Annotated in this window: 19 protein-coding genes; 8 read left to right on the top strand and 11 right to left on the bottom strand. The window is 42.9% G+C overall.

Annotation, left to right across the window (positions count from 1 at the left end):
• Positions 1-816 (top strand): peptidase, encoded by an 816-nt coding sequence (locus tag IQ276_RS15400; protein WP_193913658.1) that lies wholly within the window; start codon positions 1-3, stop codon positions 814-816.
• A gap of 442 nt (positions 817-1258) precedes the next feature.
• On the opposite strand, the gene IQ276_RS15395 is transcribed toward IQ276_RS15400, so the two are convergent.
• From IQ276_RS15395 to IQ276_RS15375, 5 genes are all read right to left on the bottom strand, one after another.
• Complete coding sequence (locus tag IQ276_RS15395; RefSeq protein ID WP_193913659.1) at positions 1259-2407, bottom strand: glycosyltransferase family 4 protein; 1149 nt, start codon at positions 2405-2407, stop codon at positions 1259-1261.
• A gap of 343 nt (positions 2408-2750) precedes the next feature.
• Positions 2751-4403: an MFS transporter gene (locus tag IQ276_RS15390; RefSeq protein WP_193913661.1), complete on the bottom strand. Its 1653-nt coding sequence runs from the start codon at positions 4401-4403 to the stop codon at positions 2751-2753.
• Positions 4390-5313: a DNA repair protein RecO gene (gene recO / locus IQ276_RS15385; protein WP_235115697.1), complete on the bottom strand. Its 924-nt coding sequence runs from the start codon at positions 5311-5313 to the stop codon at positions 4390-4392. The genes IQ276_RS15390 and recO overlap by 14 nt, the downstream gene beginning before the upstream one ends.
• Positions 5314-5386: 73 nt before the next feature.
• The gene (deoC, locus tag IQ276_RS15380) at positions 5387-6067 is read right to left on the bottom strand and encodes a deoxyribose-phosphate aldolase (RefSeq protein WP_193922061.1); all 681 of its coding nucleotides are present in this window, start codon (positions 6065-6067) and stop codon (positions 5387-5389) included.
• A 170-nt stretch (positions 6068-6237) separates the two neighbouring features.
• Positions 6238-7416 (bottom strand): DNA cytosine methyltransferase, encoded by a 1179-nt coding sequence (locus tag IQ276_RS15375; RefSeq protein WP_193922059.1) that lies wholly within the window; start codon positions 7414-7416, stop codon positions 6238-6240.
• A 286-nt stretch (positions 7417-7702) separates the two neighbouring features.
• On the opposite strand from IQ276_RS15375, the gene IQ276_RS15370 reads away from it, so the two are divergent.
• The 6 genes from IQ276_RS15370 to IQ276_RS15345 all read left to right on the top strand — a co-directional run bounded on the left by IQ276_RS15370 (position 7703) and on the right by IQ276_RS15345 (position 14184).
• On the top strand, positions 7703-8974 hold the full coding sequence (locus IQ276_RS15370; protein WP_190883864.1) for a glycosyltransferase family 4 protein: 1272 nt from the start codon (positions 7703-7705) through the stop codon (positions 8972-8974).
• A gap of 705 nt (positions 8975-9679) precedes the next feature.
• Complete coding sequence (gene rsfS / locus IQ276_RS15365) at positions 9680-10138, top strand: ribosome silencing factor (protein WP_190883865.1); 459 nt, start codon at positions 9680-9682, stop codon at positions 10136-10138.
• Complete coding sequence (locus IQ276_RS15360; protein WP_221708207.1) at positions 10135-10635, top strand: CGLD27 family protein; 501 nt, start codon at positions 10135-10137, stop codon at positions 10633-10635. The genes rsfS and IQ276_RS15360 overlap by 4 nt, the downstream gene beginning before the upstream one ends.
• A 155-nt stretch (positions 10636-10790) precedes the next feature.
• A complete protein-coding gene (locus IQ276_RS15355) occupies positions 10791-11744 on the top strand; it encodes an asparaginase (RefSeq protein WP_190883867.1) in 954 nt (317 codons plus the stop codon).
• A gap of 457 nt (positions 11745-12201) precedes the next feature.
• Positions 12202-12684 carry a group I intron-associated PD-(D/E)XK endonuclease gene (locus tag IQ276_RS15350; RefSeq protein WP_193924079.1) on the top strand — a complete coding sequence of 161 codons (483 nt, stop codon included), beginning with the start codon at positions 12202-12204 and terminating at the stop codon, positions 12682-12684.
• Positions 12685-12726: 42 nt separating this feature from the next.
• A complete protein-coding gene (locus tag IQ276_RS15345) occupies positions 12727-14184 on the top strand; it encodes a YcjF family protein (protein ID WP_235115696.1) in 1458 nt (485 codons plus the stop codon).
• A 319-nt stretch (positions 14185-14503) separates the two neighbouring features.
• On the opposite strand, the gene IQ276_RS15340 is transcribed toward IQ276_RS15345, so the two are convergent.
• Together IQ276_RS15340 and IQ276_RS15335 are read right to left on the bottom strand one after the other, a co-directional pair.
• Positions 14504-16450 (bottom strand): flotillin family protein, encoded by a 1947-nt coding sequence (locus tag IQ276_RS15340; protein WP_190883870.1) that lies wholly within the window; start codon positions 16448-16450, stop codon positions 14504-14506.
• A 12-nt stretch (positions 16451-16462) separates the two neighbouring features.
• Complete coding sequence (locus IQ276_RS15335) at positions 16463-17149, bottom strand: OB-fold-containig protein (protein WP_190883871.1); 687 nt, start codon at positions 17147-17149, stop codon at positions 16463-16465.
• A gap of 371 nt (positions 17150-17520) precedes the next feature.
• Here IQ276_RS15335 and dapF point away from each other — a divergent pair, with 371 nt between their 5' ends.
• Positions 17521-18360, top strand: coding sequence for a diaminopimelate epimerase (dapF, locus tag IQ276_RS15330; protein WP_193924539.1), 840 nt, complete (start codon positions 17521-17523; stop codon positions 18358-18360).
• A gap of 56 nt (positions 18361-18416) precedes the next feature.
• On the opposite strand, the gene IQ276_RS15325 is transcribed toward dapF, so the two are convergent.
• From IQ276_RS15325 to IQ276_RS15310, 4 genes are all read right to left on the bottom strand, one after another.
• Positions 18417-20723 carry a chemotaxis protein CheW gene (locus IQ276_RS15325; protein ID WP_235115695.1) on the bottom strand — a complete coding sequence of 769 codons (2307 nt, stop codon included), beginning with the start codon at positions 20721-20723 and terminating at the stop codon, positions 18417-18419.
• A 38-nt stretch (positions 20724-20761) separates the two neighbouring features.
• The gene (locus tag IQ276_RS15320) at positions 20762-22012 is read right to left on the bottom strand and encodes a GAF domain-containing protein (protein ID WP_235115694.1); all 1251 of its coding nucleotides are present in this window, start codon (positions 22010-22012) and stop codon (positions 20762-20764) included.
• 222 nt (positions 22013-22234) lie between these two features.
• A complete protein-coding gene (locus tag IQ276_RS15315; protein ID WP_235115693.1) occupies positions 22235-23260 on the bottom strand; it encodes a chemotaxis protein CheW in 1026 nt (341 codons plus the stop codon).
• A gap of 103 nt (positions 23261-23363) precedes the next feature.
• Positions 23364-26498, bottom strand: coding sequence for a hybrid sensor histidine kinase/response regulator (locus IQ276_RS15310; RefSeq protein WP_193923444.1), 3135 nt, complete (start codon positions 26496-26498; stop codon positions 23364-23366).
• Positions 26499-26562: the final 64 nt, after the last annotated feature.

The raw sequence follows: 26562 nt of genomic DNA, 5'->3' as shown, positions 1-26562 counted from the left end.
ATGGGGAGAAGAACCCAACACCCGCTACTTAACACCGTATTAAATTTAATTTCACGACGGTTAATTACAGCTCTTGCCTTGTTTATTGGCACAGGGCTGTTAACATTTTTTATTAATCTCCAGTCGAGTTATAGCTTTACAAAAATCCCAAAATATGGATATTCAGACTTAATAATCTCTCTGCCCACCCCCTCATCTCCTCCAAAAGCCCATCCGTTACCACCCACACTCGCACACTGGGAAGATAACACCAACAGTGGTGACTACTTTTCTCAAGTCACAACAACTCAAGTTGGTTATTTAGTTTGGTCACAATTTCCTATCAAAGTTTACGTAGAAACACCAAAAGCCGTTAGCGAAAAACAAGCTCAAACATGGGTCAGAAGTGTCTTACAGGCTGTGCAGGAATGGAGTGCTTATTTGCCTTTGACACTAGTCCAACAGTCAGAAGTTGCGGATATTACGATAGTGCGAAAAGCACCACCTCTACAGATTTCCCCTGGTAGTAATATACCTCGTGCGCGATCGGCACAAACTACTTACGAGTTATACACCAACAACAAAGTTTTATCCCACCGCTTCATCATCTTGCTCAGCCCCAGTCAAACAGGTGAGTATATCCGAGCAGCAGCCCGGCACGAACTTGGACACGCTTTAGGAATTTGGGGTCATAGTCCGCTACAAACTGATGCTTTATACTTTTCCCAAGTTCGTAAACCGTCGCCTATTTCTGTTAGGGATGTGAATACTTTGAAGCGAGTTTATCAACAGCCGACAACTTTGGGATGGTCTTTAGTGGATAATTCAAATAATTAGTTAGAAGAAATTTTATATATGACTAACTTAAATGTACAGTTACCCGAATCTTTATATAAACAAATTGAAATCTCAGCAGCCAGAAAACATATTTCTATTGAACAACTTACAACTATACTATTTGCAATTTGGTCAATAACGTTTTGTTCAGGCAACGGATTTATGAAGTAATAGACGTATGTTCGGCAGCACTTTCCATGTTCTAGCTGCTCTAAGTCCGGGATATTTGTCAACTTTATCTGACTTGCGTCATACTTGATTTCTTTAACTGTAGATGGTCTTGTAAAACTGGTAAGAGAATTCTTAGTCAGCTATTTGTATTCAAAATAAGTCACAAATCATTGCATGACTAGAATACTACCCAATGCTGCCTAACATTGCTGCCCGATCGCACTCATTACCATCTTATAATTTACAGTGCGATCGCACTTTTTCCCTTTCCCTATGCTCTGCGACTAACTGGTAAAGGTCGCTGTGTTAAAACTTCTTTATAAAGTTCTTCCAGCAGAGTAACATTCTTAGTGAGCGTATAGCGGTCTAATACACGCTGTCTGGCTTTTTGCCCTAGTAGGGTTGTTAACTCTGGATGGTCTTGTAACACTGGTAAAAGAGTTCTCAATTGCGATCGCACTGTTTTGGTATTAATAACTATACCCGCTCCCTTTTCCAAAACTTCTCCATCTGCACCGACATCTGTTGCCAAACAAGCCACCCCACATGACATTGCTTCTAACAAAGACAAAGATAGTCCCTCTACCAATGAAGGCAAAATAAATACATCCGCGCCCCGCAAAATTTCGATGCGCCGATTTTCATCAGCAACAAATCCTAACCAATTAATGCCGTATTCCCAACCATAAAACGGCTCTAAAGAAGACTTCAAAGGCCCATCGCCAACAATCAAAAGCTTGCTATTACGCTCCATTTGCGACTGCTTCCAAGCTCTCAGGAGGGCTTCCACATTTTTCTCTGGGGCTATTCGACCTTGATAAACAAACAAGCGTTCGGCTTGAAATTCTGCTTTGAGTTTAGAAGCCCCTGGAGAATACTTAATTGGATCAACACCGTTGGGAATGATCGCAATATTTTCTTCCCTTACGCCCATACGTGCCAATAATTCCCGCTGAATTTGGGAAAATACAATTACGCGATCGTAGTTAACCAAAAAAGGCGCGTAGAGTTGATAAGCCAAAAGCTGTGTTCCTGATATCAGCTTTGCTCCCTTCCCAGCAAACGGTGTATGAAAAGTAGCAACTAAAGGTAACCTCAGTTCCTCACAGATTTCCGGTAGAACAAAATCAAGAGGAGATAGGGTTAAGGAAGCATGTACAACATCTGGTTTAATTTTCCGCAGCGAGTCAGTTAAAACTTTAGTCGCCTTAAAAGTGGGGATTGTGTAAACCTGTGATTTGTAAATAAAAGGTAGGGGAACTTCTTGGAGATTTGGCCAATTATCAGGTTCTGATTCTTCTTGAGCGAAGTGGAGAAAGCTAACTTGATGTCCCTTGTCTAGCAAGGCATTTGTAATTTCTCTACTGTAGGTGACATTGCCGCAAAAGGGCGATTTTTTTCCAATCCAGGCTATACGCATTCTTTATTTAGCTGTAAGAAAAGCGGGTTTGATGTATTAGTTTTGCGTCCTTTGTTGCTTTTATCGTGGTATACTTGCTGGTTTTTAGTTTTTAGTAATATATGCCAAAAATTAGTTTAAAAAGCTATTTTTTAGCTAATTAAACTGCTGAATTGATGGCTGTATTGATTCAACTTATAAGTTGTTAATCTCTTATATTTAAACAACTTATTCTGGCTAATGTCAGATTGATATCCGGCAAGTATGCGATAAATTTTGACTGACCTTAGTTTAACACGAACACACAAATTTTAAGTAAATTAGTAATTACTTCAAGGTCATGAATAATAGCTGCTGTTGATAACTACTGATGTGAGTTATACCAGGTTAATATTCCTCCTAAAAAAACGATCGCTGCTAATCCCAAAAAAACTGCCTGTAACCCTACAAAGGTTTCTGCTACACCAGCTAATGCCAAAGGTAGGGAAAGAGCAATGTTAATGACATTGTTCTGTAGACCGAAAACTTTACCACGCATTTCTGGAGGTGTTTCTGTTTGAATCGTTGTTTGCATGGGAATGCCTACTAGTGCCCCAAAGACACCTAATAAAGCAACTAGTAACAAAATTAACCACAATTGTGTGGTAAATATTGACAGACCAATCAACGATGCTGCCATACCAAGACAACCGCACAAACTTAGTTGGGTGTAGGAGAAGCGTTGACCAAATTGACCGAGAATTGTTGCTCCAGCTGCAATGCCAACACCACCAGCTGCAAGTAAAAAGCCGAATTGGGAGGCTTTCATATTGGGAATTATTTCTGCCATACGAACAGCTAAAACAGTTAAGGCTGCGAAGACAGAAAACAAGATAATTAGCTGGAGTAAAGCATTACGGACGCGATGATTGGCTTTCAGGTAGGACAGACCATCCCGTAAGTCAGAGAATACGTGAGGGAATTCTGTTTCGGGTGGGTGAGGTTTTTCGTTAGTTCTCAGGAGGAACAAAATGATTCCAGCGATCGCATAACTGCCACCGACTAAAAGTTCTTTCCCTAAACCACTACTACCACTAAATTGCAACCAAAGTCTATCGGCGATCGCTAACAACGGTTCACCAACAGCAAACCCAACAATTACCGATGCCATCATCGTTGTTGTGTAAAGCGAATTAGCTGAGAGTAAATGCTGTTCTTCTACTACTAAAGGAATTGCCGCCTGTTCCGCTGGGGCAAAAAACTGCGTCAGTGTGGAAACTAAAAAAGTCACACCCAGAATGATTAAAAAACCTACTGGTAAGACTCCTATGGGTTTCCAATCATGAGTCAACCACATTAGGAAGGGAATTGAGAAAACCAGGATACCGCGCCAAACATTCGTTGCCACCAACACAGCCTTTTTCGGCCAACGGTCTACAAACACACCAGCGACAGAACCAAACAATACTGCTGGAATAGTGAAAGCCATCATCAAGGCTGACACCCATCCACTAATACTCTGATTACCACCCTGAAACTGAGTATTAATCAAAGCAATCATCAGCACCAAATAAACTTTATCTGCTAGTTGGCAGAAAACTTGACCGCCCCAAAGAGCCAGGAAATTAAAGTTTTTTAATACTGGCACAAACCCCCGCTGTTTTGCATTCTCTGAACCAGGTTCATGTAATTTCGCTGGTTCTGTTTTTGGAATAGTGGTTACTGGCAAATTTTTACCATTGCTTAGGTCTAGCCCCTTGCCGTTATCATTATTTCTGTCTGTTTGGCCAGTGGTTAATTGTTCTTGGGTTGGTGTTTCTGATTGGCTTGTAACATGATTTTTTGGTATTTCTGTCCAACTTTGATCGTTTTTAGAAATGTCTTTTGGGGACATTTCTTGTCCATTGATTTGATTAGGTGTAGACTTAGAGACGGCACTCAGATGATTAGTTACTGTATGATCTGATGCTCTATTATGTTTTTTGACGAGGCTTGGTGATAAAGGCAGGATTTTTTTATCCAAATCAGACGATTGCATCATGGTTGGCAGCAAAATAAGAGTCGATCAAGGTAGCAGAGCGAATAGGGCGGGCTAATTGATACTGAGCATACTGGCGTAAAATCTGCTCAACAGATAACCAGTTATGATCTCTTGCACCATCAATTTGCACGATTTCTGGTTGCGATAGATTCTGAAGCAGAGCTAGTTCCATTGCACCAAGACGACTGGAAATCACAGGTATTTCTTGCCGATGGACAATGACTGTTTGGGGATGGGGCATTGGGCATGGGGCATGGGGCATCGGGTATTCATTATTAATCTCCCTCATCTCCCTCATCTTCCTCATCTCCCCCTCTCTTCGCAAACGTTCCCAAGCTTCTAAACAAACAATTCCACCCGCAGGGATGCTAAATCCTACCTGCCAGTTGGGGTCTGTAAAATCTGGCGTGAGGGGTTGCCCAGACAAGCAACAAACTTGCACTTGCGGTGTCAGTCCTGCTAAGGCTAAAAGGTGAAAAACCCCATGAGCCAGATGAGCTAAAACACCAGATGTATTTCCACTAGACAACACCTCCAATCGATGGAGATGTTCATTGAATAACTCATAAAGTTCTTCTTGGGGTTGTTCACTTAAAGCTTGACACAGTACTATTTCTGCTAAATACTGGCCAGCAGCTAATTTTCCCAAATTTTTAGCTAGACCTGGATAAGTTTTTAACGTCTGTGCTTGAGTAATTTTATCAAGCGATCGCCCCTTGGCAATCAATAGTTCATTAACAACGAACATACCGCTCCTGCCGCCCAAACTGGAGTTGTGCTTGCGCGCCCCTGGAGCCACTGCTCGAATTAGACCGAATTCTGGTGTCAAAATTGTCACTATTTTATCCGATTCCCCGAGCGCCTGGGTTTTAAGATTAATTCCGGTTGCTTTATAGGTTCTACTCATTAGTCATTAGTCATTGGTCATTAGTGAACAAAAAAGGACAAAGGACGAAGGACAAACGACAAATGACAAATGACTATTCACCCTTTTCCAGGTTATCGCGCTGGCGGATCAAATCGATACCGCGAGATGTGCCTAATCTAGTAGCACCCGCTACAATTAAGTCTAGAGCTTGATTGATAGTACGGATACCACCTGAAGCTTTAATTCCCAACCTTTCTTTCGCCAATTCCTTCAAAAGTCGCACATCAGCCACAGTGGCACCACCATTCCAACCAGTACTGGTTTTTAAGAAACTTGCTCCCGCTTCCATAGATATTTCAGCAGCTATTTTTTTCTCCGCATCTGTCAACAGATTGGTTTCCAAAATTACCTTGACAGTTTGTCCAGTCTCCTCGCAAATTTCGGCAATCTCACGATGAACTTCTTCTGTTTTGCCAGCTTTCAACCAGCCCAAGTTGATTACCACATCCAACTCAGTAGCCCCGCTTTCCGCCGCTTCTTGAGCCTCATACAGCTTGACTGCTGAAGTAGTCGCACCAGCAGGAAAGCCAATCACCGTACAGACTTTCGGGTTCTTACCGTGGAGGAGTTCAACTGCTTGCTTGACATAGGCAGGGTACAGGCAAACCGCCGCAAAATTGAATCTATATGCTTCTTCACACCATTGCTCAACTTGCTCTGGAGTAGCTGTTGGCGTTAACAGGGCATGATCGATGAATGGCGCAATATCAATGTCCGGATAGTCTGCTGCCATCGTGTTTTGTACCAGTGATTGATTATTAAAGTTTATAAAAAATTAAAACATTTTTTATATATATATTAAACCACATTTATTACGAGTTTATTCTGAAAATAAGCTGCTAACTTATCTGGGATATCAGCTTTGCAGATGTCTCAGAATTTATGTAAGTATTTAAGTTGACATTAAGTGCCAGTAAGGTTATGAATATCAACAGTATTCTTAACGTCAGTTACTAAGAAGTTAATAATAGTTTGAGCTAACGCCTTTGATGCCAAGTATGGTACGCCATTACCAATAGTTTTAAACATATTTGTAAGTGACATATTCTCTGGAAGCACGAAATTTGCAGGTAAAGATTGGATAGCTAAAGCTTCTGCTACAGAAATTCGTCGGATTTTATAAGGATGTAAATGTACTTCATTATTTCCATAGCAAGCTGTTGGAGAATAACGCCATCTATGCAGACGTTTAAAAGATTTCTTAGAATCATCTCCTTCATCAACAGCAGCAAATTTTGTGATACCTGCCCTTGGTTGAAAGTAATGTTCAGCATTGGGATGCTTGAGGACATTATTTTTTCTAAACCAGTATTCAACTGTTAATTTTTGAGGAATATCAAGAGGACAAGGAATAATGGAATTTTCTTGAAATGGATCGCATTTACGCCAAGGGTAAGAAAAAACATTTTTCTTCTCGTATAAAATCTGATTTTGCCAAGGAAAAATATGTGCATTTAGTAATTCTTGTCTACTAAACTCTCTATCCATCTCTTTGATAAAATTCTTTTGGAATCCAATCAAAATAATTCTTTCCCGATCTTGGGGTACGCCATATTCAATTGCATTAATTAACCGCTCTGTTAATATATATCCTGCTTGCTGTAATTGTTGCTTCAGGTATTCAAAAAATAAACGGTGCTTCTTCGTCTTCCACAAACCCTTAACATTCTCAAATAAAAAAAAATCTGGGAGATTTTGACAAATTAATTCCACATAGGAAGCCGAAAGCTTGCCATTATCTCCTAAATTGCCTCTGTTTTTTCCCCCAATGGAAAAATCAGGACAGGGAGGCCCACCAATAAAGCCAACAATATTATTAAATTTACGGCAATCTTTGACTAACTCGCAAATATGTTGTGCTTGTGAACCTTGGGTAAGTTTACTTACGTCTCCTGCTTCACCGTCATAATATCCATATTCTGGCAACCCTAGATTGAGAGCCTGCCGTGAATAGCGGTATGCTGCCATGAATGGGGAAAAAATTTCATTAACATAAACAATGTTAAAACCACTGGTTTCAAAACCTAAATCCAGGAAACCTGAACCAGCAAAAAAAGAGAAAATACAAGGGCGATCGCTCATTCAATCACTGTTATTGTGAAATACTGGTATGAATATCATAAATTCCAGGGTTTTTACTTACGTACCAATTATAAATAAACATTTTAAATTGTGTATTAAATAGTCAATATTATTCGCACACTCCGTAAGGATTTAATATCAAAATTTACTCAATCTTTAAGAAAAATCCCTGACATCAAGAGACTCGGAAGCCACAATTAAATATAGGATATTTCAACCTCCCAGAGATATTTAAGACAAGTATTGTCATTAAATAAAAAACCCGGGCACTTGAGACTAATTTTCTATGCGAATTTTAATTTACTCCTACAACTATCATCCAGAGCCAATTGGTATTGCCCCACTAATGACAGAATTAGCAGAGGGACTAGTAAAGCGGGGACACCAAGTGCGCGTAGTTACTGCTATGCCTAACTACCCTGAACGTCAAATTTACCAGGAATATCGGGGCAAGTGGTATCTCACCGAATACAAAAATGGCGTTGAAATCCAACGTAGTTACGTTTGGATTCGTCCACAACCCAATCTACTAGATCGAGTGTTGCTAGATGCTAGTTTCGTTGTGACTAGTTTTGTACCTGCCCTCATCGGTTGGCGTCCAGATGTTATTCTCTCAACCTCGCCATCCCTACCAAGCTGTGTACCAGTTGCTCTTTTAGGATGGTTACGTGCTTGCCCTGTGGTTTTGAATCTACAAGATATATTACCAGAAGCAGCTGTTCACGTCGGTCTACTTAAAAATAAATTGCTCATCCAGTTGTTTACATTATTGGAAAAATTTGCTTACCGCAGTGCTAGTAAAATTAGCGTCATCGCCGATGGATTTGTGGAAAATTTGCGTTCTAAGGGCGTAGAAGCTGACAAAATTGTGCAAATTCCTAACTGGGTTGATGTTAATTTTATCCGCCCCTTGCCTCAAAAAAATAACCCTTTCCGCACGACACACAACCTGAATGATAAATTTGTAGTCCTGTATTCTGGTAACATTGCCCTCACCCAAGGCTTAGAAAGCGTTGTCAAAGCTGCTTCTATGTTGCGCCACATCCCAGATATTGCCTTTGTCATCGTCGGAGAGGCAAAAGGTTTACAGCGATTGCAACAGGAATGTTTAGACTGCGGTGCAGATAATGTTTTGCTACTGCCATTTCAACCCCGGAAAAATTTACCACAGATGTTAGCAGCCGCGGATGTTGGTTTGGTGGTGCAAAAGAAAAATGTTATATCCTTCAATATGCCGTCAAAAATTCAAGTGCTACTTGCTAGTGGACGCGCTTTAGTCGCCTCTGTCCCTGATAACGGTACCGCAGCAAGGGCTATCAAGCAAAGTGGTGGCGGAGTTATCGTTCCTCCAGAAGATCCCCAAGCTTTAGCAATGGCAATTTTAAACTTGTATCAAAACCCCGAAAAAGTTAAAACTCTAGGTTATAAAAGTCGCCAATATGCCGTTGAGCAGTATGCTTTTGAGCAAGCTTTAAATCAATATGAATCCTTGTGTTACTCATTAATAGCAGATCGTAGAGCAATTCACTCGACAATAATTACCAAACAAGAAGTGTAATCTACGACAGTGCAGTTAGGTTCTATATTTGCGCTTTCAGTAGAGTTGATGTCAAAATCTCAATCACAGAAAATTTGATTGTATTCAATCTTACTTAAAAAATAACAATACTGAAGCAAGCTTTTAGCTGAATTGGTATTGAATCAAAAATCCCACGGCTTCACTTCATTCAAGGCGTGGGAATATGAATTTTTTTACTTAATATAATAAGGTTGCTTTAGTATCCCCAAACACCTACTGGTACATTTATGCCAATCAGACTTTTGGCAGATCGGGCACGAGTGCGCTCTCTTGTATCGTAAGTTGTAATAGCCAGCCTAAAGTCTAGTCCTGCAAACCAAAATTCCGAATATCCCCATAAAGGCGAGAACGAATCGCGCCCTAATTTCTAATTCCTATTTTCAAGCTAGACGATCGCATCAGCAATCACACAACGATGGCATGAAAATATTCTTTTCCCAGTCCCCAGTCCCTCTTTCAAGACAGTCAATCGCGGGAAAATCTTGTAACCAAACATAAAAAACGTTTCTTACCCTCCTTTCTACTCCCCATTCCCTACTCCCTTTTTCAAGCTAGCCTCCATAGACACCTGTTTTTTTGTTAGTATTCAAAAAAACCCATTGACACATTTTCAGATCAATTGTTTGTTATTTGTTAAGTAAATGTAAACAATTGTTTCAAAAGGAAGAAAGCACCTGAGGTTTAATGACTGATTATTTCCAAGGAAATTTCCCATTACAATCTGTCCCACTGACGAAGAGTGTGCTGAGAAACCCCACCCAAATAGAAGAAGCAAGCGGAAAATTAGCTGCAATGATAGCTGTTGCTGCATCAGATCGCAAAGCTGGTGATATTTTATTGCTCAGAGTAGCAGACGTATCTTATCTAGCAGATTACTTTGTGATGATGACTGGTTATTCTAGGGTACAGGTAAGGGCGATCGCTCAAGCAATTGAAGCAAAAGTCGAAACTGAATTACAACGACGCCCCTTGAGGACAGAAGGAAAAGCCGAGGGCAGTTGGGTACTACAAGACTACGGTGAAGTCATCGTTCACATCATGATGCCCAAGGAACGCGAGTTTTATAATTTAGAAGCGTTCTGGATTCATGCAGAACGTATTTCCCTTCCAGAATCTGATGAGGGTGGGGGTAAGCCAACATGATTCGGTCTTCGGTTTCAAATTGCCCAGTTCCCATAGATCAACAACCGCTCAACGAGTACGAAGAGTTGAAAGCTTCCTGGCTATTTCGTGATAGCATTTTACATTGGCGGGATTATATCACGAAGATGGTTTGGATTTGGGGTTTATCTTGGCTCGTAGCTGGGCCTGTAGCAGCAGCAAGTTTTCCCCCACAGAAATATATTGCCCATTTTATTCTTTGTGGTGCAGCAGGGGCAAGTCTGGGGGTACTGCTGGCAGTGGTAAGGTTGTATTTAGGCTGGTTTTACGTGTGCGATCGCCTTTGCAGTCCCACAGTATTCTATGAAGAGTCAGGCTGGTACGACGGTCAAACTTGGACAAAGCCACAAGAAATCCTCAATCGCGATCGCTTGATTGTGGCATACGAAATTAAACCTATCCTACGGCGGTTGCAATTTACCTTTGCTGGCTTGGCGGGAATGTTTGTTACTGGTACTATAGTTTGGCATTTGTTGTAAACCGTCATTAGTCATTGGGCATTGGGCATTGGGCATTGGGCATTGGGCATTGGTCATTAGTAAATAAACAAAGGACGAAGGACAAATGACTAATAACTCATGACTAATGACTCATGACTCATGACAAATAATAAAAAAGTGATAAAAATAAACCCATGACAATGGGAAAACGAACTCAAGCTACAGCACTGGAAGTCCGGTTGCTGCGTGAAGGGATCATTGAATCCAAGCATATAGTCCAGGCTGTTGTATGCGACGAACGCGGACGGGTTTTAACCGTCGCTGGTAACTCCGAAACTGCTGCATTTATTCGTTCAGCGCTCAAACCATTTCAGGCACTCGCAGTCACCACTACAGGTACACTGGAACGCTATGACCTCAGCGATCGCGATTTAGCAATTATCACAAGTTCCCATAAAGGAACAATAGAGCAAGTCCGACAGGTATTTAACATCCTTTGGCGGGCTGATCTTGACCCCACTATACTCCAGTGTCCGATTCCTGAAGGCAAACGCAGTCCTCTGGAATACAATTGCTCTGGTAAACATGCGGGGATGCTAGCTGTTTGTCAGCAACGCCATTGGCCTTTAAACAACTACTTGGAACGGAAACACCCAATACAGCAGTTGATTTTGGCCAAAGTAGCAGAATTGCTACGAATGCCAGCAGAGGAATTTATCAGCGCCCATGATGACTGTGGCGCACCGACTTATTTGATGCAACTCGGTCAAATGGCCTCTTTATACGCCCTGCTAGCTTCTAGTACCAACTTGGATATGGAGCGCATTGTCCGTGCCATGACTCATCACCCAGCAATGGTAGCAGGAGATGGAGAATTTGATACGGAACTGATGCGTTTAACTCCAGGGGAACTGGTCAGCAAATCTGGTGCCGAAGGAGTGCAGTGCATTGGTAGACTCGGTGAAGGCATGGGATTAGCAATTAAAGTTATGGATGGGGCAAAACGGGCAAAACATGCCGTTGCTATCCACTTACTCCAACAAATGGGTTGGATTAGTCCCAGCGCCGCCGAAAGCCTCTGTGAAAAGTTTGTCACCTTAGGAAAATACAAGCGTTTAGAAGTAATTGGAGAATTATCGTTTTTGTAGTTGCCAAACTCTTGACTTTGAGTTATGCTAGAAAAGTCAAGAGCGACGCGGGATAGAGCAGCCTGGTAGCTCGTCGGGCTCAACGGGCAAAATTAACTAGACGCTTATTAGTTAAGTTTGCTGTGGGCGGCACGTAAAGAAACTTATGTGCGTTTATCTGTCAAACTCGGGGAAGCCAATAGCGCGGTAATCCCGAACCAAGCTCCAGAAATGGAGAAGGTGTAGAGACTGGAAGGCAGACACCCTAACAGTAATGCTGAGGGTGAAGGGACAGTCCAGACCACAAACCAGTTAATCTGGGCAACGAAAGTTGTAGTTGGTAAGCATAACCCGAAGGTCAGTGGTTCAAATCCACTTCCCGCCACCAAATCAAACATAAAACAAAACCCTGTGATCTTTTAAGAAAACAGGGTTTTGTTTTATGCTGATTGTCAGCTACTTCATATTGATCTCAGTAATGGACACAAAGCTTAGAGGAGACATAGCAGAACAAGCTGCTGTTCTTCATGCTTTAAAGCTTGGTTGGGGAATTTTAAAACCTTTTGGTGATAGGTTACCTTACGATCTGGCATTTGATGTAGAGGGAACTGTAATAAAAATCCAAGTCAAATACGCGTGGTTCGATCAGCCTTCTGGCAATTACGTTGTAGATAATCGCCGCACCAAAACAAATCGGCGGCTGATGGTTCGAGAAGCATATCAGCTATCAGACTTTGATTTTGCCCTGGCATATATAGAAAAACTTGACCTATTCTATGTTTTTCCTGTAGATGTGTTCATAGGTTATGGAAGCGAAGTACACCTTGTTGAGGCTGAAAAACGACAGCGTAAACCTCGTTCCGCACAATATCGGGATGCTTGGGAGTTAATCTCACAAGCATCTGTAAGTAAAGAAAATTGTGTTCGATCGCCTGTTCAATTCCAAGAAGCAGGATTTTAATCTATTCTGGAATAAATAGCCATCTAAAAGGCGCGGAGAGTCATGGTTGTGAAGTTGCAGCGACCAATTTTAGTGGGAGGATTGGGACTGTCCTTTTCTCTGTGGATGTTACAAAGTTGGCACGATTCTATAGTGCAGGTGGGTGAGTTTGGTTTGTTCAGTGCCTTAGCTGTTGGTGGTGGTTTGTGGTTATTCCAACAAAATCGCCCGAAAGACGGTTTAGAGCAGCTAGATAGTATGCTTGTAGATCGGGCGACTGTGGAAAGGGCGATTTCTATTGCTGAAGTTGTAATTAACCAACTGGCACAAGAAGCAGAAAACCATCTGGCACTAGAGACACTCAGAGAACAACTTGCCCAATTGTCGTTGGAATTAGACAGGCAAGAAATTAAAGTGGCTGTGACTGGTGGAAAATCCGTCGGTAAAAGCACTTTAATTCAAGTGCTAGAGCAAAATCTAGAGGCAGGAAATTTTGTGTCTCTACAAGAAACAGCACCTTTGTTTAGAGAAGCAGGTGAGAATTCCGATGCATCTGTTTTGGCAGAAGTAGCAAAATCTGATTTTGTGCTGTTCTTGACAAACGGTGATTTGACAGACTCAGAATTTCAAACCTTACAGCAGCTAAAAGCAGCAAATCAGGCTACAATGCTGGTTTTTAATAAACAAGACCAGTATTTAGCCGATGAACGTGGTAGTGTTTTTAGTCAATTGAAACAGCGGGTGCAAGGAAATGTAGTTGCAACTGCGGCCTCTCCCATCCCCGTCAAAGTACGAAAGCATGAGGCTGATGGTTCTGTGCAAGAGTGGATGGAACAACCAGCACCAGATATCCAGCAGTTAACCCAGCAGTTGGGTGAAACTTTAGCACAGCAAAAACAACGGCTAGTTTGGATAACTACCATGAGGAAAGCCGAGTTGTTGAAAGCTGAGGCGAAAAACTGCCTGAATGGAATCAGATGCGATCGCGCCACCCCAATTATTGAACAATATCAGTGGATAGCTGCTGCTGCTGCCTTTGCTAACCCAGTACCAGCCCTTGATATTCTGGCGACTGCGGCCATTAATGCTCAGATGGTAATGGATTTGGGTAATATCTATCAGCAGAAATTTTCCCTGGAACAGGCGCAAACTGTAGCCGGAACAATGGGAAGTTTGATGCTGAAACTCGGTTTAGTGGAACTTTCTACGAAGGCTATTAGTACTGTTCTCAAAAGTAATGCCGTTACCTTTGTTGCTGGTGGCTTGGTGCAGGGAGTAAGTGCAGCTTATCTGACCAGAGTAGCAGGATTAAGTCTAGTTGAATATTTCCAGCAGCAAGAAATAGCGATAGATTCTGGGACTGGTTTAAATTTGGAGAAGTTGCGGCAAACTTTGCAAAAGGTGTTTCAACAAAATCAGCAAATTGGCTTTTTGCAAAATTTTGTTAAGCAAGGCGTGAAGCGTTTGTTGCCAGAGACACAGCAGGTAGAACTAGTTGGTGTTCAGAAGGTGGTGGGATAAGGGACTACCAAATAAAAAAATAATCAATCCCTTGGGTGAGCAGGGGGAGCAGGGGGAGCAGGGGAGGCAGGGGGAGAAGAAATTGCATACTAGTGTTGGATACAGGAATTGATTAATTTAATTCTTGGATGTCCCTAATCCCACTGGGATATTTTTTAGTTGGAAGTCCCTTAATCTGTGGGGTCAACTTAAGCTCAAACAGTTATCCCACAAAGGTTATAACCCCTCAATCCCCTACCCGAACTTCGGGGAGGGGAGGTTTTGTGTCAGCAAAGCCGGGGTGGGGTGACTTCGGAATAAAACTGAATTACGAATTATTTTAATCGGTTTCCGTCTTGTTTTCGATAACAGTTGGTGTTGGGAGAGTTTCTAAAGAAACTTGGCTTGATGTGCCAGTTATTACTTGATTATTGCCACGCACTAGCTGACTGATTTGACCGATTATTTCGCCTAATTTACCTTCGTCAAGTAAGGTATTTATTAAGGAAAGTCCACTAGTAGATAGTAGCAATTTGTTAATATCTTGACTGCCGTTGCTGCCATTTGCACCAGGGAATGAATAAATGCGAGTATCTCCTAAAACTCCGGGCTGCGGTGCTAAAGCCGTGACAATTTCTGGTAGTTTGTCGGCTAATTCTGGCCAAATAGTTGTAATAATTTTGGCAGTGAGATTGGCGTTGCTGATAGAATTTTCAGCAGAAATTTTTGCTCTAATACCTTCGGCTTCTGCTAAAACTTGATCGCGGTTAGCTACTGCTAGGGTGCGAATTGCTTCTGCTTCTAATTCTGCTGCTTCTTGGGCAATTTCGGCTTGACGACGGCGGCGGAAAGCATCAATTTCCACAACGTTGCGATCGCCAATACTCCGTTCTTGCGCTTCACGTTCGGCGGCAATAGTTGATAGGCGTTTGTTGCGTTCGGCTTTTTCCACTTCACTAGCTGTCTTCACTGATTCCTCGGCTTTGGCTTGTTCTGCTTGTGCAACAAAGCTTTCGCGTTTTTTATTCGCAATGGCGATCGCCACATCTTCTTGAGCTAGTTTTGCCAGCCGTTCTGACTCAGCTATCTGCACTTGTGCTTGTAGTTTTCCGGATTCTACACTTTGTTGACGTGTAATCTCTGCTAGTTCAGATTCCTGTTTTTGCAGCGCTTGTACTACCTTTAGCTGCTTATTCCGTTCTTCTAGAGAAATATCAGCTTCAATTTGGCTTTGTTGCACCGATAATTTTTTGCGGATTTCTTCTTCTTCAACTGATTTTTCCTGCAAAATTTTAGTTCGGCGTACTGTTGCAGCTTCCCGATCTTTGGATTCTTGAATTTCCCGTTCTCGCTGGGCTTTTAGTGCTTCTACTTGCAATTTTTGCTCTAGTTTAGCACTTTCTTGTTCTTGGGCAATTTGTAGCGATCGCTTTTGGGCATCCAATTCTTTTTGCTCAATTGTCACTTGTGCTGCTAACTCAACTTCGCGTTTTTGTTGAATGGATCGCTGAATAATTTCGGTTCGCAAGCGCACGCCTTGGGCATCAAAAAAGTTATCTGGATCATAGGTAACACTTTCTAAGATTTCGGAAATAGCAATGTTATTTAAAGTTAAGCCGACTTTTTTCAAATCCGTCCCAACTAAGTTCAGCACTTCCTGAGCAAATCCTAATTTATCAGAATCAATTTCTGCTAAATCCTTGGTTTTAGCTGCCGCCCTAATTGCATCATCTGCTCTTTTTTCTAAAGCATTTTTGATATCTTCCGGAGTAATTTTAGTACCATTTTGGGATAATCTAGCCGCTGCTGTCAAAACATCTTCTTCAGAGGCATTAATACATACATAAAAAGTCACGCGGATATCTGCTCGTAAGTAATCTTTAGTCCGGACTGCAAGTTTGCCAGTACGTTCCACATCAATGGAAATTTCTCGCAGAGGTACGCGTGTCAGCTGATGGAATCCGGGTAAAACAATACAACCACCATAAAGAATAACCGCTTTCTTTTTAATAAAAAGACCCCCAGTTCTTACAAAAGCTTCGTTGTTGGGTGTGACTACATAAACCCGCGTATAAGCAAACAGGCTGAATAGTAGTAATAAAACTAAGCCAGCAATCACCACTGGAAATACTAATCCACCATTAACTTGAGCAAAATTAGGCATAATTTTTACTGGGAGTGTTTGGTCAATTAATGTTATTTGTTTTTTTTGTTGTAACTCAATCTGTGGAACTTCAGCTATTTTGACACTCGGTAAAGACTGGATAAAAGTCAACCAAAAAAGCATATTCTTTTCCTCTTAAGAATTTGAATCTCTACGAGATGAATTAGTTAACCAGTGTTCTTCATCGGCACTATCTTTAGCAATAACTACGTAAATTTGTGCTTTGTGTTCAATAATTAAAACTCTTTCTCCACGTTGGGGTGCAATAGTTGCCCAGTCTGGGAGAACAGCACTAACTGTCAAAAGATTACGTTTTGCATCTAGGACATCTACTTGTCCAATTCTGCCTTGATTTTCAGTTGGAACATAAGCAGATGTTACGATTCCAATACAACCTATTAAGCGATCGCTACTCACATCTTCCCCAAACTCAGCAAATATTTTGCCAATTGGTTGCGCTATCAATCCCCCCAATAATAAGCTAATCATCAGTGAGCCAAATAATATAACGCTCCCAATAAAACTCACAATATTATTATTGGCAACTCCACCAAACCAAACATTCAACATCCAGCCCAAAACGCCCCACAAACTCAAATCTGTAGCCAGTAACAATATCAATGGAGCTTTCCCAATCCCAACCCATCCCAGGAATTGCCCAAAGCCTAATTCACTATTGCTATCTGCGTCTACATCTGCATCTACATCTGCATCAATATCAAAATCTTCCCCTCCGCCGCCGGAAATTATCATAAACAAGAACAGCAAGACCCCCATCCCCAGAAAAATCCAATAGGGCAAGTTGTTTAGACTAAACAGCATAATATTTCGTTAATGATATGCACTGGTAGTTTGGTAAAATATAATACTCTTAAAACTGGCTACGAAAAGTATCAACCCTAAAAAAAGCCGATAAAGGCCTATCAATAGGTGGCTTTAAAGCTGCTAACTTAAAAATTGCTGAATTCTAAATTTTGACTCACTACTTCAATATATTACATAAATAATACAGAAAGCTCCATATCCATTTTATGAGTAGTTGTCTATAAAAAAATGGATAGAATTATTTATCTGGTAAAATAATATAAATCTTAAGGTTTTTCAAAAATTAGTAACCTAAATTTAGGAAATCTAAAAATACTTTAATTTCCCAAAAACATCTATTTTTTCAAATATCTGGTATGTTTGCTCAAGTGAAATACTCCAAGTATCACGCTCTCGGAAACGATTATTTAGTTATTTCTCCTCAAGACTTAGCATTTGAATTAACCCCAGAAAAAATTGAGCGAATTTGTCATCGAAACTTTGGAATTGGCTCAGACGGCATTTTGTTTGGTCCTTTACCATCCAATAATGCCAGATTTGGATTGCGAATTTTTAACCCAGATGGTAGTGAGGCAGAAAAGAGCGGTAACGGGTTGAGAATCTTTTCTCGCTATTTGTGGGATAACCAGCTTGTTCAACAAGAAGAATTTGATATTGACACCCTTGGCGGACGAGTCAAAGCGCGGGTAGCTCAGTCGGGTAAAAGTGTTGAAGTAGAAATGGGTCGTGTGAGCTTCCAAAGTGAAAAAATTCCCGTGACAGGACACTCCAGAGAAGTTCTCACGGAAAGTATTACAGTTGCCGACCAAACCTTTAGCTTTTGTGCAGCCACCATTGGAAATCCACACTGCATTATCCAGTTACCTGAAGTCACACCCGAAATTGCCAAGCAGTATGGTTGTTTGCTAGAGGTTCATCCTTACTTTCCCAACCGTACCAACGTTCAGTTTATGAAAGTTAAAGATCGCCAAAATATTCAAATTGAGATTTGGGAAAGAGGAGCAGGTTACACCTTAGCATCTGGCAGTAGTAGCAGTGCAGCCGCCGCTGTTGCTCACAAATTGAACTTGTGTGATTCACACATCGCAGTTCATATGCCAGGGGGACAAATTGCGATCGCTATTAGTAATGATTTTATAATCACAATGACCGGTGCCGTCACCAAAGTAGTTGACGGCTTAATGTCGCCCGAAGTCTTCGAGTTTTGATATATCCTTGAAAGCTTTGCAATCTCAGATGGAAAAAGCTATGGCAGGTATTGAGTTCAAGTTAGAGATTTTGTGAGAAGCTGACCATCCAAAACCAGGCTAAGTTGGCCATTGGCAAGAATGCTAGTTCCTTGGATATAAGCAGGAATAGGGATTGCTTCCCCCAGAGGATGGATCGCAGCGGATTGCTTGCCGATGATACAATCTACTTCTAAAGCACATCGTTTGTCTAAGTAACTAAATACTAATAAAGGCTTATCCTGCTTGAAAGCATTTAGTGTATCTGTGCTGTAAGTGGTAACTGAAGTGGGAAGCTGGTTAGGAAAAATCAGCACATCAGTCAATAAGTGGATAGGGACGAGCATTTCTGTTGTTACATGCTCATCAGTACAACCAAGGAAGCCACTGGATCTGCCAGAAGACTGCAAAAATAACATACGTCCCGCTTGAGTTTGGATAATTTGTTCGGACTGCGATAGACAAATCTGCTCTACAGAATCGGCAATAAATCCATAGACTCTGGAGTTAGCTTGACAGACGATAAGTTGAGCAATTTTTTGATCGAGGGGAATTTGGAGTGAGAAGGCTGTACCATGTCCAGCTTTAGACTTCAATACTATTCTTCCCTGAATAGCTGTTAATTGCTTGCAAACTTCAGTTAATTCTACTCCTAACTCTAAGGCAGCACGATCGCATAAAACAGATGAAACCTCTGGTTCAAGTACCAGTTCTTGTAAAATATCCCCTGGTTTTGTCAGATCGAGTCCTTGGGCTGAAGCTTGTTGATAGATTTGAGATAAGTTAAGCCCTGCACCATCATCACAGCCATCAATAATCAGTTGATTTCCTTGCTGATAAACTTGAATTTCAATAATACCGTTGCTATTTTTACCAAGGTGTTGGCGTGTTTGGCCAGACTCAATACTTTGCTCTAGTAAATAGCAACTTATATGTAACAGGAGAGCATGGAGGCGATCGCTAAATGCCCGATCAACTTGGATATCGCTAATTTGTAAATGTAGTTTAGCAGACTTATCTTGTAGAGCTTGTAACTGAGACCAAAGCCGATGCAAGGATTCTAAGGCTACTTTTAAAGGAATAGTTGTAACTTTTTTGACTAAATTGGAAGAATGGTTAAGTAACTTTTCTTGCTGTATGAGTTCTTGTTTGAGTTGATGATGATTGTTATTCAGCGAATGAACAGTTGATGCCACTTGAGACGCTTCAGCCAAAACAGATTGCAGAGTACTGTATAATTGCTGAGAGCGAGAAGCAGCTAGAGGAGAAAGGGTATCTGAAATTGCTGCTAAACGTCCTGACCATTCCTGTAGATTATCCAGCAGGTGTTGTAATCGTTTAACTTGTCGGAGCAACCGCCCGATGGTATGTTGTTGTTCTTCTTCTTGACAGGCTTGCTGATTATATGTAGTTAATAATGTTGCAACTAGCACCTTTAGTTGTTGGAGATGCTTAATATTGATGGGTGTAGCGGCTGGAATACTTGTTGCAAGAATGGTAGAAATGGATTCTTGCAAAGAGAGCGGATGGCGATCGCCAACAGATTTAACTAGGGATGCTTCAGTAGGCAGGGAAAAATCCCCCAACCAAGGATGAAAATCTTCTTCCCCATACTCCTTCGCGTTTGCTAGTTCCCCTACATTGATGGGAAGCTGCTCGGTATCTACGTGAACAAGGCTGCCAGACTGGGGGGTAGTTTCACAAGAGGCAGGGGGCAGGGGAAAAGGTACAAACCCTGATGCCACTTCACTCAAGTCGGGAAACCCGCCCACATGAGTGGCTCCCCCTTGTGGGCAAAAGCCCCTCTGCTCCTTTTCTCCAATGGTAGAAGCCCCACCCTTTATGGGTGGTTTTTCTCCCCTGCTCCCTACTCCCTGCTCCCCTGCTTTTTCAGATTCGTGCGGTTGCTCTATCGATGTCTCAAGATTTGTTTCCTGGGAATCGCCAAACTCTGCTTGTAGACGAGCAACAATAGCAGACATCCGCTCTAGAATTTCTACTTCGTCAATTTGCGAGCCTGTTAAAAATGCCATCAATAGCATCTGTAGGCAATCTAATCCTTCCGACAACAGGGAGGCGATTGGGGCGTTGACTGTTGCCCGATACTGATGCAGCAGCTGAAAAATCTCTTCTAGTGCAGCCGCAACTATGGCAATGGCATCTAGCTCGGCTGCTATGGCAATGGAATGCAGAGAGCGAGCAGCTTCCATGAGAGCCAAAGCTGTACCAGGGTTACTGTCTTTTGTATAGTTAGGCAACTCCTGCTCCAAGAACAGTAACAGATCGATCGCTTCTTCTAGAAAGCGATCGTCGTTCTGCGGTTGGGGGACAAAATCGGTACTCATGAAAACAACTCTCAGTTTCTATGGGGTTTGTGACAATTCTATGGCTTCGACATTGATTTGAGGGTACAAGCAGCGATGTCGGCGATCGCTCTGAATTGCTCGTGGATTTGCGCGATTGACTCCAGCCCAGCGTTGATTTGGCGATCGCACGGTTCGATAGCAGAAGCAACGTCTGCTGCTGCCACCTTTAGTTCCTGGAACCATTCCTCTATATTTAGGGTGCTGTCGCGCGCTTGACGAGCGAGAATTTCCACCTGTTCGGCAGCAGCTAGCAAACCTCGTTCCTGCTCACTAGCTTTTGTTGCTTCAATAGCTGTATTCAGGGACAAAACCTGAATTTTGGTACTCAAACCTTCCACAAGGCGAATAAAGTCAGAAGCTTGCTGGCAAAATTCACCAAGGTATTCCAGCTGTTTATTAGTAATAGCAACAGTATCTTGAATAGACATTAAATGCTCGCCGGCAAGCTCGGCGATTCTTGCTCCTGCTTGTACAGCCTGGCTCACCTGCTGAAATGGCGCTAGTAACTGTGAGCGTTCAAGGGATTCAAGCTGTTTAGCAGGTGGAGCTACTATTTCAGCCCAGCGCAAGTTAATTGTCAACATCATTCCTACTTGTTGTAGCAAACTGCGCTCTGCTTCCTGCCATTGTCGAGGTTGAAGGCAATGATGAATAACTAACAAACCCCAAGGCTGTTGTTTGACAATCAAGGGTAAGCAGAGGCTAGCTTGCACCTGAAAGCGTTGCCAAAATTGCTGTTGGCGGGGAGTTAGTTCTAATACTTCAGTTAGGTTGTTGAGTAAGTTTTGTCCGTCACCAACATCGGGTTTATTAACAAACAAATTTATCGGTAGGGATTGGTTGAGCAGGGATGTCCAACCCGCTTGTATAGCTTCAGCGATCGCTCGACTGCGATTATCTTCCTCAAAACGATAAATCAGGACGCGATCGGCGTTGAGAACATCTCGAAGGGCGGTGACTGTAACCTCCAAAAGTGTAGTTAGACCTTTTGCGTGCTGCATTTGCCGATCGATGTCCGCAAGTTGTTCTCGCTGGAGCTGAAAAGCCCCTCGAACATTTTCATCATTGTCACTGGGCGAATCCTTAGCCAAAGCTTGGATAAAAGCTTCGATTTGACTTACCTTCTGCTGCAATTGAGCGACCTTTGGCCCCTTAGCAGATTGAAAGACTGCTTTGATTACAGCCACATTAGCCAAAATTTCTTCTATCTGGATTTCATTTTCAACAGGCTGGGTTTCAGAATTAGGGTCTAAGGTTGCGATCGTCACAGAAAACTCCTTGGCAGCATCAAGTCAAATCAGTGGGGGGAGCAATGCGATTTTGTGAGGTGGGGGAGGCAGGGGAGGCAGGGGGGCAGGGGGAGCAGGGGGAGCAGGGGGAGCAGGGGGAGTGAAGAGAAAAATTTAGTATTTTTACGACCGTTATAGCCCTAAGTACACTTATTTATTTCTCTCCCCCTGCCTCCCCTGCCCCCTGCCCCCTGCCTCTTATCAGTGGGTTTGCCATTGCAATGTTTGGGCGATGGCTCTGGTGTCTAAAATCCAGCGATCGCCTGGTAGAATACCTCGAACAAAATTTAGCAGTTTGTTTGGGGAAAAGTCGGTTGGTGCTGATTGTGCTTGCTGTAAATCCTGCCACTCTACATCGTAGACATGAGCCACCAAAAACCCGATTACCTGATTTTGCAGTTCGAGAACCAGAACCATTGGCTTTTCTGGTGGTGACTGCCGCTTCAAAAGCGGCGCATAACCAAGCAAATGTTCCAAGTCAACCAGCCGCAGCATCTGTCCTCGCCAATTATAGAAACCTAAAATCCAACTTGGTAAGGCCGGGGCTGGGGAAATTTCTTGGCTAGCGAGATGAATAATGTCCTGTAATGAGTGGAATGGTAGCAATCCACTTCCTTGATTCCCCAAGGGAAAACGGAGAAATCTTTGACGTTGTTCGCCTGATGTCAGCCCAGGAGCCAAGGTTGGGGTTGTTCCGGGCAACCCCAACTTATCAGCCAATATCTGGCTCATGCCTAGAAGAAGTACTTTGAGTGGTTCCTCGTTTGGTGCTACAGACAAAACAGCCATGTGGCTAACAAAGTTTAACTCCGCCACTTGCTGATAAGACCAAGGCACCGGACGCACTGTTTCCAAAGGAATATCGATTAAGGCAGGGGGCTTGTCCACAGGAATGCCACAAATTTCCCCAGTCCGGGTTTGAGTCAGAAGTAAGAAGCGCCCTGGAGTGTCAACCGCAGAGAGAACTTGATGCGCCTGTTGGTCTTGTACTTGTGGAATGAACTTCTGGCGCAAGTCCACAATCGTAATGGTTTGTGCTCCCAAATCAACCATCCCAATACCACTTTCAACCGTACTGCTAATAGGGGGACAAGCCATCACCTTGAGAACTGCACCAACTGGCAGGGCAAATAAATAGTCTGCGATCGCAAAAACAACGACTCGTAATGAGTCGCGCTCGCTCACAGCGCCAGATAATCGCTTAAACGGAAAGGGAGTGTTAAGCATAAATACTAATTCGTAATTCGTAATTCGTAATTCGTAATTAAGAAAGTTAGATATGGCATGGCTTTCGGGGTTTGAATGTGTTGCCTTATTTTAGAGAATTGGGCTAAGGGGTATTAACTAGTTCAGCGATCGCGGTGAGGAAATTTTGTTCTGAATAGGGTTTGGTCATGTAAGCTTTCGCTCCTAGAGCTAAAGCTAATTGGCGGTGCTTCTGTCCGCTACGGGTAGTCAGCATCACCACAGGAATCCCGGACAAACGCTCGTCTTGGCGACGGTGTTCTAAAAACTCAAATCCATTCATCTGCGGCATTTCAATGTCACAAATCACTAAATCAACATCACCGTGTTGCAGTATTTGTGCGATCGCCTCTCGACCATCGCCTGCTTGCAACACTTGATAATGGGCTTTCTGGAGCGTCTGCACCAAACTTTGCCTTTGTACAACCGAATCTTCCACCACTAACACCATCAGTCGGTTAGGTTGAGCAACGGCTGTATTGACTTCCATCGGCTGTTGCTGCGGTTGCGTAGTTAGCTCGGATTGCTGCCCCTCTAGAGTAAGAACAGGCTCAGGCGCAGGCAACAGTTTAGTTGTAAGACTTGATGCTGGGGAAGTCGGCATCATATCTGTCTCCCAGGTTTGCCGAACTAACTCCAACGGGTCAACGATTAGGGTAAGACTACCATTTCCCAACACACTGTAGCCTTGGATGTAACTAGGTAAAGTCAGGACTCTACCGAGGGATTTAATTACTAATTCCTGCTCGACTAAAATCTGATCGACTTGCAAACACAAGTATTGATGCTCTGTTTCCAACAGCAACAGAGGTTCGACGGTGTTCCGTTGTTTGACTGGAAAAGGACTTAGGTTTAAATTGTGGTCTTGGGTGAATAAAGGATATTTGTAATCCAGCAAATTGGCAAGCGTGCGGATGGGAACTAGTTGCTGACTTTGCCCTTCTCCCCACTGCCAGAATTTTTGGCTGCCTTGCCCGTGTAAAGATTGCTGGACTTGAATTTGCTCTGGCTGCGGTAATAAAACCTGGCTAATTCCTTCAGACAGCAACCCATAAGTAATACCTTGAGATTGACAAACGAGCAAGCGTGCCGTTGTTAAGCTCAGGGGCAATTGCAAGATAAAGGTGGTTCCCTGCCCTGAAAGCGATCGCACCACAATCGAACCTTGTAAAGCTTGCAATTGAGTGCGAACCACATCTAAGCCGATACCACGGCCAGATAACTCACCAATCTGCTTGGCGGTAGAAAAGCCTGGTTCAAATAATAAGTCTGCCAGTTGGTCTTCTGAGGCGTAGGCGGCTTGTTCGGGAGTCAGCAGGTGTTTTTCTATAGCTCGCTGACGAATGGATTCCCAGCTAAAGCCTCGACCATCATCCCGTACCTCAATAGTAGTGCGATTGCCTTGATGATAGGCTTGAATTGTAATTGTTCCGGTTTCTGGTTTACCCTGCTGGCGGCGGGTTTCTACTGGTTCAATGCCGTGATCGAAGGCATTGCGAATCATGTGCAGCAAGGGATCGTACAGCTGCTCAGAAATGGCTTTATCCACCAGTACCTTCGTACCGCTAAGCTTGAGTTCAACAGGCTTATGATAAGTTGCTACCATCTGTTGCAGGAGGCGCGGTAATCGATTCAACACTGTTCCCAGTGGAACCATTCTGGCTTGCAGCAAATCTTCCTGCGCTCCTGAAAGCAGTTGCTTGCGCTTTCCGAGACTGAAGCGAGATTGCTGAACTAAGCCATTAACAGCCTCAATCCGTTCTCCTAATTGCACCATGTCTTCTGTAAGATTTTGCAGGAGAATGTGCAACTCGCTATAGTTATCCATTTCTAAGGCATCAAAATTGGATTGTGCCTCGGTAGGAGAGATAACTCGTGGAGATACATGCATGTGTCGCTGCTTGCGTTCGGGAAGCAGCAGATGTCGATCCGACCAAGTAAAAACTTTACTAAGTTGTTGTTGACAGTGCAAAAACTGTAGTAGAGTGTCTTGAGCTGCTTTGTGGATGTGGTTAGATTGCAGGTTTTGTTGGTTTTCGCTGATTAGCAATTCCCCAATTGTATGGCTGAGGCGATCGAGCTGTTCTATCGCTACTCGGATACTGGGAAGTGATGCCGATGATTGAGCCAGGAGGCTTGGTGGTGGTGGAGAGGCTGGGCGATCTGAGTCTGAGTATCGGTAACATATCTGTGGATCTCCGATCCAGATTGACTGTAAAATCCGATCTATGGCAGAGGGGGCTACTACCGAATCCTGGGAAATAGGTGCCAGTACCTCCGGTGCTTTCGCTACGGAGTTATCAGTCCGCTTCGGGAAAAACGACCAAATTGATTCCGCTTCGCTGGCACCCAGGAGGGGGGATGGCTGATTCTCAGTTGTAGTCGTTTCTGTGGGTTGGGCAGCTATGGAAACTGTTTGCCCCAGCGGTTCTGGGACAGGAGTAGTTAGTCCTGCCCATTCTCGCAATTGCGGAGATATCTCTCCCCCTTGAGTGCGATCGCCTGCAAGTACCGCTGCTTGAGCTGCTTTAAAATTTTCTAAAGCCACCTGAGCGATTTGCAATACTTTGTCTGGATGTGCTTTGAGCGCGTTTAGGGTCGCCTGGGCAATTTCTTCCAATCCAGATAAGCCATAGGATGCTGCTAGTTCAGCAAAAAATTCGGCTTGGGAGTTGAGTGTTGTTTGAATTTGTTGCGGATCTTGGCTTTGGATGTCAGCTTCAAGTTGTTGCAAATCCTGGAGTACACTCCCGGAAAAGATTGACTCTACCACATCAAAGCCAAGTTCTTCCGAACTGGGAAGCAGAGCCTCACGACCAAAAAAGTCGCCTAGTTTATGCTGGAGTTGGGCGAAGATTGAGGCAGTACGATCGAGTATTTCTGCCTCATTGCAGGATAAGCCCATCAAACTTGCACTCAATGGAGTTCGCAGGCACTCATAAGCATCTAGAAGCAAAGCACCCAATTCTGGATCGATTTCCAATTCTGGAGCGTATAACGCTTGGAATACATCTTCCAAATGATGGGCAATTGTCTGAATAGTTTCTTGCCCAACACTGGCAGCACTCCCTTTGATAGTATGGGCGCTTCGCATCAAGGCATGAACTTTTTCTATTGTTTTTTCATCAAGTAAACCGATCAGATTCTGCTCAATGGTTTGCAACAACTCTGCCGCTTCCGCAAGAAAAGCCTGCTCTTGATTACTGGGATCGGGGTTCATAACACATTTTGCGAGATTAGTCAAACAATTTTGGATTTTAGATTTTGGATTTTGGATTGACCTC

It is taken from the genome of Desmonostoc muscorum LEGE 12446 (genome assembly GCF_015207005.2).
In the GTDB taxonomy this organism is placed as follows: Bacteria; Cyanobacteriota; Cyanobacteriia; order Cyanobacteriales; family Nostocaceae; genus Nostoc; species Nostoc muscorum.
Note: the sequence above shows the minus strand (reverse complement) of the source record. Positions and strands in the feature narration are given on the sequence as shown.

What these genes read in the sequence shown, in the direction of transcription:
- IQ276_RS15310 (WP_193923444.1), bottom strand. Translation starts at nt 26,498, where the DNA reads ATGAACCCCGATCCCAGTAATCAAGAGCAGGCTTTTCTTGCGGAAGCG.
- IQ276_RS15340 (WP_190883870.1), bottom strand. Translation starts at nt 16,450, where the DNA reads ATGCTTTTTTGGTTGACTTTTATCCAGTCTTTACCGAGTGTCAAAATA.
- IQ276_RS15325 (WP_235115695.1), bottom strand. Translation starts at nt 20,723, where the DNA reads ATGAGTACCGATTTTGTCCCCCAACCGCAGAACGACGATCGCTTTCTA.
- IQ276_RS15335 (WP_190883871.1), bottom strand. Translation starts at nt 17,149, where the DNA reads ATGCTGTTTAGTCTAAACAACTTGCCCTATTGGATTTTTCTGGGGATG.
- IQ276_RS15345 (WP_235115696.1), top strand. Translation starts at nt 12,727, where the DNA reads ATGGTTGTGAAGTTGCAGCGACCAATTTTAGTGGGAGGATTGGGACTG.
- IQ276_RS15370 (WP_190883864.1), top strand. Translation starts at nt 7,703, where the DNA reads ATGCGAATTTTAATTTACTCCTACAACTATCATCCAGAGCCAATTGGT.
- deoC (WP_193922061.1), bottom strand. Translation starts at nt 6,067, where the DNA reads ATGGCAGCAGACTATCCGGACATTGATATTGCGCCATTCATCGATCAT.
- IQ276_RS15390 (WP_193913661.1), bottom strand. Translation starts at nt 4,403, where the DNA reads ATGCAATCGTCTGATTTGGATAAAAAAATCCTGCCTTTATCACCAAGC.
- IQ276_RS15355 (WP_190883867.1), top strand. Translation starts at nt 10,791, where the DNA reads ATGACAATGGGAAAACGAACTCAAGCTACAGCACTGGAAGTCCGGTTG.
- rsfS (WP_190883865.1), top strand. Translation starts at nt 9,680, where the DNA reads ATGACTGATTATTTCCAAGGAAATTTCCCATTACAATCTGTCCCACTG.
- IQ276_RS15375 (WP_193922059.1), bottom strand. Translation starts at nt 7,416, where the DNA reads ATGAGCGATCGCCCTTGTATTTTCTCTTTTTTTGCTGGTTCAGGTTTC.
- IQ276_RS15315 (WP_235115693.1), bottom strand. Translation starts at nt 23,260, where the DNA reads ATGCTTAACACTCCCTTTCCGTTTAAGCGATTATCTGGCGCTGTGAGC.
- IQ276_RS15395 (WP_193913659.1), bottom strand. Translation starts at nt 2,407, where the DNA reads ATGCGTATAGCCTGGATTGGAAAAAAATCGCCCTTTTGCGGCAATGTC.
- IQ276_RS15350 (WP_193924079.1), top strand. Translation starts at nt 12,202, where the DNA reads ATGGACACAAAGCTTAGAGGAGACATAGCAGAACAAGCTGCTGTTCTT.
- IQ276_RS15360 (WP_221708207.1), top strand. Translation starts at nt 10,135, where the DNA reads ATGATTCGGTCTTCGGTTTCAAATTGCCCAGTTCCCATAGATCAACAA.
- IQ276_RS15400 (WP_193913658.1), top strand. Translation starts at nt 1, where the DNA reads ATGGGGAGAAGAACCCAACACCCGCTACTTAACACCGTATTAAATTTA.
- recO (WP_235115697.1), bottom strand. Translation starts at nt 5,313, where the DNA reads ATGAGTAGAACCTATAAAGCAACCGGAATTAATCTTAAAACCCAGGCG.